The 6,474-nt window shown below is 67.3% G+C and carries 6 protein-coding genes and 2 tRNA genes; 4 read left to right on the forward strand and 4 right to left on the reverse strand.

What is annotated here, in order from left to right; all coding sequences use genetic code 11:
- Window positions 1–26 precede the first annotated feature (26 nt).
- Both metG and ACODRV_RS16335 read left to right on the forward strand, forming a co-directional pair.
- The gene (metG, locus tag ACODRV_RS16330; protein ID WP_488909042.1) at window positions 27–1,733 is read left to right on the forward strand and encodes a methionine--tRNA ligase; all 1,707 of its coding nucleotides are present in this window, start codon (window positions 27–29) and stop codon (window positions 1,731–1,733) included.
- A 78-nt stretch (window positions 1,734–1,811) separates the two neighbouring features.
- The gene (locus ACODRV_RS16335; RefSeq protein ID WP_488909043.1) at window positions 1,812–2,468 is read left to right on the forward strand and encodes a lysozyme inhibitor LprI family protein; all 657 of its coding nucleotides are present in this window, start codon (window positions 1,812–1,814) and stop codon (window positions 2,466–2,468) included.
- Window positions 2,469–2,700: 232 nt separating this feature from the next.
- On the opposite strand, the gene ACODRV_RS16340 is transcribed toward ACODRV_RS16335, so the two are convergent.
- From ACODRV_RS16340 to rlmB, 4 genes are read right to left on the reverse strand one after another with little or no spacing between them, the layout of a single operon-like run.
- Entirely contained in the window at window positions 2,701–3,825 is a 1,125-nt protein-coding gene (locus ACODRV_RS16340) for a glutathionylspermidine synthase family protein (RefSeq protein WP_488909044.1), read from the reverse strand.
- Window positions 3,825–4,160: a hypothetical protein gene (locus ACODRV_RS16345; RefSeq protein WP_488909045.1), complete on the reverse strand. Its 336-nt coding sequence runs from the start codon at window positions 4,158–4,160 to the stop codon at window positions 3,825–3,827. The genes ACODRV_RS16340 and ACODRV_RS16345 overlap by 1 nt, the downstream gene beginning before the upstream one ends.
- A 3-nt stretch (window positions 4,161–4,163) precedes the next feature.
- Complete coding sequence (locus ACODRV_RS16350) at window positions 4,164–5,006, reverse strand: TerC family protein (RefSeq protein ID WP_488909046.1); 843 nt, start codon at window positions 5,004–5,006, stop codon at window positions 4,164–4,166.
- A 38-nt stretch (window positions 5,007–5,044) separates the two neighbouring features.
- A complete protein-coding gene (gene rlmB / locus ACODRV_RS16355) occupies window positions 5,045–5,896 on the reverse strand; it encodes a 23S rRNA (guanosine(2251)-2'-O)-methyltransferase RlmB (RefSeq protein WP_240811631.1) in 852 nt (283 codons plus the stop codon).
- 223 nt (window positions 5,897–6,119) lie between these two features.
- Between rlmB and ACODRV_RS16360 the strand changes: the two genes are divergently transcribed.
- Both ACODRV_RS16360 and ACODRV_RS16365 read left to right on the forward strand, forming a co-directional pair.
- Window positions 6,120–6,203, forward strand: a tRNA-Tyr gene (locus ACODRV_RS16360).
- Between the two features lie 91 nt (window positions 6,204–6,294).
- Window positions 6,295–6,368, forward strand: a tRNA-Gly gene (locus tag ACODRV_RS16365).
- The last annotated feature ends 106 nt before the right edge of the window (window positions 6,369–6,474 follow it).

A 6,474-nucleotide genomic window follows, 5' to 3' on the forward strand; every position in this document is an offset into this window, starting at 1 on the left:
TGATCCCTAGTCCCTCCCCGGAATCCATGTCCCGCATCCTCATCACCTCGGCGCTGCCCTACATCAACGGCATCAAGCATCTGGGGAATCTGGCGGGCTCGATGCTGCCGGCGGACGTGTGGGCGCGGTTCAAGCGCGGGCAGGGGCATGATGTCCTGTACATCTGCGCCACCGACGAGCACGGCACCCCGGCCGAGCTGGCCGCCGCCAAGGCCGGGCAGGATGTGCGCACCTATTGCGACGAACAGCACGAAATCCAGAAGGCCGCGGGTGAAGCATTCGGCCTGAGCTACGACTGGTTCGGCCGGTCCTCGAACGAGCCGAACCGCCGCCTGACCCAGCATTTCGCCAAGGTGCTGGAGGAGAAGGGGCTGATCGAGGAGCGGGTCGACCGGATGATCTATTCGATCGACGACGCCCGCTTCCTGCCGGACCGCTATGTGGAGGGCACCTGCCCGCACTGTGGCTTCGTCGGCGCGCGCGGCGACCAGTGCGACAACTGCGGCCGCCTGCTGGACCCGACCGATCTGATTGATCCGTATTCGTCGGTCTCTGGGTCGAAGAACCTCGAGGTGCGCGACACCCGCCACCTGTACCTGCTGCAAACCAGGGTCGAGCAGCCGATCCGTGACTGGGTGGGCACCAAGACCGACTGGCAGACGCTGGCCAAATCCATCGCCTACAAGCACCTTGACGAAGGCCTGATCGACCGGGGCATCACCCGCGACCTGAAGTGGGGCGTGCCGGTGGTCGGGCCCGACGGCGGGCCGCGTCCGGGCATGGAGGGCAAGGTCTTCTACGTCTGGTTCGACGCCCCCATCGAATACATCGGCGCGACCGAGGAATGGGCCAATGCGACGGGTGGCGACTGGCGCAGCTGGTGGCGCACCGACGAGGGCGCCGACGATGTCCGCTACGTCCAGTTCATGGGCAAGGACAACGTCGCCTTCCACACCGTCAGCTTCCCGGCGACGATCATCGGCTCGGACGAGCCGTGGAAGATGGTCGACCAGTTGAAAGCCTTTAACTGGCTGAACTGGTACGGCGGGAAGTTCTCGACCAGCCAGAAGCGCGGCGTCTTCATGGATCAGGCGCTGGAGCTGCTGCCCGCCGACTACTGGCGCTGGCACCTGACGGCCTATGGCCCGGAGCATTCCGATGCGGCCTTCACCTGGGAGCAGTTCCAGTCGACGACGAACAAGGACCTGGCCGACGTGCTTGGCAATTTCGTCAACCGGATCGTCAAGTTCACCGAGTCGAAGTTCGGCGGCGTCGTTCCGCAGGGCGGGGCGCTGACCGACGTGGATCAGGACTTCCTGAACCAGATCAAGGCCGGGATCGCCGAGGCGACCGCCAATCTGGAAGACATGGAGTTCCGCAAGGCCGCGCAGTCGATCCGCGCCGTCTGGGTGCTGGGCAATGAGTATCTCCAGGTCGCGGCGCCGTGGACGGCGTTCAAGACGGATGTGGAGCGGGCCGAGACCGCGACGCGTCTGGCGTTGAATCTGGTCGCCCTGTTCGCCCGTCTGGCCGCCCCGATCATCCCGGCCTCGGCGGAGAAGATCGCCGCCACGGTCGGCTCGACCGACCTGTCGTGGCCGTCGGCGGACGCGGATCTGTTCAACCTGCTGCCCGTCGGTCAGCCGGTCGCCGCCGCCAGCGTCCTGTTCGCCAAGATCGAGGACGAACAGGTGGCGGAGTGGTCCGCGCGGTTCGGCGGGGCGGAAGCTTAAGCGCTTCATCTGTTCGTAGACGTGGAGCGCGGTGACGCTTGCGGCGTTGCTTCGGGTGAAACCTGAAGAAGGCATTGTATGTTCGCCACCCTCGCTCTCGCCCTGTCGCTGACCACCGCGCCGCAGGTCAGTCAGCCCTCGTTCAACTGCGCGCGCGCCTCGACCCCGGCGGAGCACGCCATCTGCGCCGATGCCCGGCTGGGGCGGCTGGATCGGGGGCTGGCGGATCGCTACGTCGCCGTGCGCGGAGCGATGACGCCGCCGATGCGCGAGGCCCTGACGCGAGACCAGCGGTGGTTCCTCGGCGCCCGCGACGAGTGGCAGGAGAACAGCACGCGCGGCGGTTTCCGCGACTTCCCGGATCTGGCGGCGCGGATGGACGACCGGATCGCCTTCCTGGACCGGCTGCAGACGCGTCCGGCGACCCATATGCAGGGCCTCTGGCGCAATGCGGCGGGCTCGGTCGAAATTCGCACGCTGGAGAAGGGGCAGGTCTCGGTCGATATCAGCGCCGCCCACCCGGTCAACGCCCGTTGGCTGTGCGAGGTCTCGGGCAGGGGGCAGGTCGGAGATCGCGTCATCACCCTCGATGGCGGCGACGGCTGGCGCATCCGCCTGTCGCTGTATCAGGGCTATCTGAAGGTCGAGGAAATCGCGCCGAGCGGGCAGGGCGGTTCGCGTCCCTACTGCGGCGCCAACGGCCATCTGGGCGAGGCTTACTTCCTGACGCGGTGAGCCTGTCGTGCCAAGGATGCCTCTCTGGCGGCGGAGCTGGGCTGGGAAGATGAAGCAGGAAAAGCCGGCCATACAGCCGAAGGCTTCTCAGCCCGCCAGAACGCGGATCGCACTCGAAGACCTGCGCAAGGCCACCGAAGGTCAACGTCTGCAACCGGAGTCAGCCGGTGATTTCATGCGACGAGTGAGAGATGACTACCGCTACTGACGAGGGCTCGTTGCAGGGGCTGTCCTAACCTTCGATCACATGCGGCACGAACCGCGCCGTGTTGCCGGTGATCAGTCCGGCTTCGCGGATGCCCATGCCGACGGCGGCCCCGTCGACGATCCAGCTGCCGATCACCGGGCGATGGCCGTCGAAGTCGGGCAGGTCGTAGAGGCGCTGCCAGACATGGCCTTCGTCGCCGTAGTCGCCGCCGGTGGCCTCGGCCACCTGACCGTCCTTCACAATGGAGATATTGGCGCCTTCGCGAGCGAGGATCGGCTTGCGCGCATGGTCGCCGGGCAGGGGCTCGAAGGCGGCTTCCAGCAGATTGGGGTGGTTGGGGAACAGGTCCCACAGGATCGGCAGCAGGGCCTTGTTCGACCAGATCATCTTCCAGATCGGCTCGATCCAGAGATTGGGCGCGTGGGCGATGCGTGAGCCGTAGCCCTCGCGGACCAGCCATTCCCACGGATAGAGATGGTACAGGGCCTTGATCGGATTGCCGGTCGGATCAGCGAAGCGCAGGCCGGTCCATTCGATGCGGTGGATCGGCACGGGCAGGCTCTGGACGCCGCCCTCGCGGGCCAGATCGGCCATATAGGCGACGGTGACGGCGTCCTCCGCCGCGCCCTCTTCGGCCCAGGTGAAGTGAACGGGCTGGGGCAGGGCGGGGGCGATCTCGCGCCAGCGGGCGATCAGGGCGTCGTGGATGCCGTTGAACTGGTCCTGACCGGGGAAGACGGCCTCAAGCCAGTCCCACTGGATGACCGCCGCCTCCAGCAGGGAGGTGGGGGTGTCGCAGTTGAACTCGAACATCTTGGGCGGCGAGACGCCGTCATAGCCGAGGTCGAACCGACCGTAGTTGAGGGCCGGCGGCTCCTCGTCCCACGCCTTCCGGATCAGGGGGACGGCGAAGTCGGGGATGCCGAACCGGTGGAACAGGTTCTGGTCGACGATGTGCTGACCGGCGGTCAGGCACAGCTGGTACAGCTCTTCGGTCGCCTGCTCGATCTGGCGGATCTGACGGCGGTCGAAGCGGTAGCAGGCGGCCTCGTTCCAGTAGGGCTGATCGGCGGCGGTGTGCCAGACGAGGCCGAGGGCCTCGACCCGCTCGCGCCAGTCGGGGCGGGGCGTGAGCGCCTGACGCCGCATCAGCCGCCCGCGGTGCCGCGCGCGGTGGCGCCGAAGCCCCGGCTGCTTTCCGGGGCGGTGTAGCTGCCGCCGGTGGCGCGCTGGCCGTAGGCGGTGCGGGCCAGAGCCGCCGCCCCGAAATACCAGAGGGCGGCTGAGCCGACACCGCCGCCGCTGCGGTGGCAGTTCTCGTCGGGGATACGCGCGCCCGACGGGTCGGTGCAGATGCGGGTGGAGGCCTGCTGTTTGGGCGGTTGTTGCTGACAGGCCGTGATCGACAGGGCCGCCGCCACGCCGGTGGCGAACGACATCTGGCGCACGACGGACTGCAATGGGGTGCGGGGCGCGGTGCTCATGGCTCAGGTCGCCGGAACGGTCAGGGGCGGAGGCTGGTCCGCGGGGGTGGCGCCGGGCTGGGTCAGGCAGGTCGTGCGCTTGGGCCCCTCAGGCTCAGCCTTGCAGAATTTGGCCACCTCGTCGGGCTTGATCTGCAGGAAGGCCGGGATGGCGGCGTTGTGCTGGGCCAGATTCCCGGTGCGGACCACGGTGGCGCGGTAGCCGTCCCAGATCATGTGCAGGGCGACGTACAGGACGATGACCAGACCGACGTAGCCGATCCAGCGGAAGCGGTGCAGCAGCTTGGCGATATAGGTCGCCGCCACGCCCATCAGGCCGATCGACAGGACCAGACCGAAGACCATGATCCAGGGATGCTCGTGCGCGGCGCCGGCGACGGCCAGCACGTTGTCGAGCGACATGGTGATGTCGGCGATCATGATCTGGACCAGCGCCGCGCCGAAGGTCTTGCGCTTCAGGCCCAGTTCCTCGGGCGACGGACCGGTGCCGTGCTCGATGCTTAGGGCCAGTTCGAGTTCCTTCTCGGCCTCGGCCTGATCGTGGGTCGCCTGCTCGCGCAGTTCGCGCCACATCTTCCAGCAGACCCACAGCAGCAGGCAGCCGCCCGCCAGCAGCAGGCCGATCAGGCCCATCAGCCAGCCCGTCACCAGCGCGAAGCCGATGCGCATGACGACGGCCGCGACCAGACCGATCAGGATGGCTTTCTTGCGCTGCTCCTGCGGCAGGGCGGCGGCGGCCAGACCCACGGCGACGGCGTTATCGCCGGCCAGCACGAGGTCCATCATGACCACCTGACCCAGCGCGGTCAGTTGGGAGCCGAGTTCGGGAGAGCTGAGGAATTCCATGAGCGCTCTCTAGCGTCGGTGCGGCATTCTGTCAGCCGTCATCCCGCCTGTTTTCGCGCCGCCTCATAAAGCGCGATGGCCGCCGCGTTGGAGACGTTCAGGCTTTCGAAGCCGCCGGGCATGGGGATCCTGGCCATGGCCTCGCAGTGCTCGGCCACCAGACGGCGGACGCCGTCGCCTTCCGAGCCCATGACGATAACGGTGGGCTGGGCGTCGAGGGCCTGTTCAAGCGTCAGGTCGGCCGCGCCGTCCAGGCCGATGGCGCGCCAGCCCATGTCGGACAGCTTCTCCAGCGCGCGGCTGAGATTCGTCACGCGGGCGCAGGGCAGGCGTTCGGTCGCTCCGGCCGAGGCCTTGGCCAGCGCGCCGGCGAGCGCGGGGGAGTGGCGGTCCTGCACGACGATGCCCCTGGCCCCGAAGGCGAGGGCCGAGCGGAAGATGGCGCCGACGTTCTGGGGGTCGGTCAGCTGGTCCAGCATGACGATGACGCCTGAGGCGTCTTCGGCGATGTCCTCCAGCGCGACGCCTTCCAGCGGGGCGACCTTGAAGGCCATGCCCTGATGGACCGCTCCGGCGGGCAGCATGCGGGCGAGGGCCGGACCGTCGATGATTTCGGCGCGGTGGCCGTTGGGGGCCAGACGGTCGCGTTCGATCTCCTCGGCGCGGTCGGCGGTGACCAGCAGACGGCCCATGCCCTTGCGCGACGGGTTGGCGAGCGCGGCCAGAACCGGGTGACGACCCCACAGCCAGTTGTCGGCGTCGACCCTGTTTCCCCGCGGAGCGCGGTTCGACGAAGCGGGCGTGGAATCACCTCGGGGCGACGAACCGCGCTCGGGGCTCCAGTCGCCGCGATTATTTCCTTTGCCGCCCTGAGGGGCGGACCCGCTCAAACGCCCGCCGGGCCTGCCGGAAGGGGCCGCTTTCTTGCCCGATTTCCGGTCATTGCGTTCTGAAATTCTCGACACTATAAGACGCCCTCCGATTTGGAGCCCTGAGGGCTTTCGGGTCTGGCGCACCTCCTATCCCAGGCGGTCGCGGATCACGAGAGGCTTTATCGCGGCGGGAACCGAAAGGTCCCTGACGAGATGGTCCGTCGGTTTTGAAAAGCGCGCTGGGGGAATGTCCCGAGCGGCAAAGGGGGGGGACTGTAAATCCCCTGCGTAAGCTTCGCAGGTTCGAGTCCTGCTTCCCCCACCACGCGCTTTCGAAACGAGGGACCGGACCCCATATCGGGTCGGCTGCGGAGGTCCTTCTCTTCTTCGGAAGATGGGCCCGACGCAGTCTCCGCGCGGGTATAGTACAATGGTAGTACAGCAGCCTTCCAAGCTGAATATGTCGGTTCGATTCCGTCTACCCGCTCCAGAATTCTATCGCTGATCCATCGCCCCCTTCCGGGCCACAGGAGTTTTGGCCATGGCCAAGGAAAAGTTCGAACGCACGAAGCCGCACTGCAACATCGGCACGATCG

The sequence above is a fragment of the Brevundimonas sp. FG8 genome, from assembly GCF_057808845.1.

Excerpts from the sequence above, each read along its gene's own strand:
- ACODRV_RS16350 (WP_488909046.1), bottom strand. The coding sequence starts at position 5,006 with ATGGAATTCCTCAGCTCTCCCGAACTCGGCTCCCAACTGACCGCGCTG.
- ACODRV_RS16340 (WP_488909044.1), bottom strand. The coding sequence starts at position 3,825 with ATGCGGCGTCAGGCGCTCACGCCCCGCCCCGACTGGCGCGAGCGGGTC.
- ACODRV_RS16335 (WP_488909043.1), top strand. The coding sequence starts at position 1,812 with ATGTTCGCCACCCTCGCTCTCGCCCTGTCGCTGACCACCGCGCCGCAG.
- metG (WP_488909042.1), top strand. The coding sequence starts at position 27 with ATGTCCCGCATCCTCATCACCTCGGCGCTGCCCTACATCAACGGCATC.
- ACODRV_RS16345 (WP_488909045.1), bottom strand. The coding sequence starts at position 4,160 with ATGAGCACCGCGCCCCGCACCCCATTGCAGTCCGTCGTGCGCCAGATG.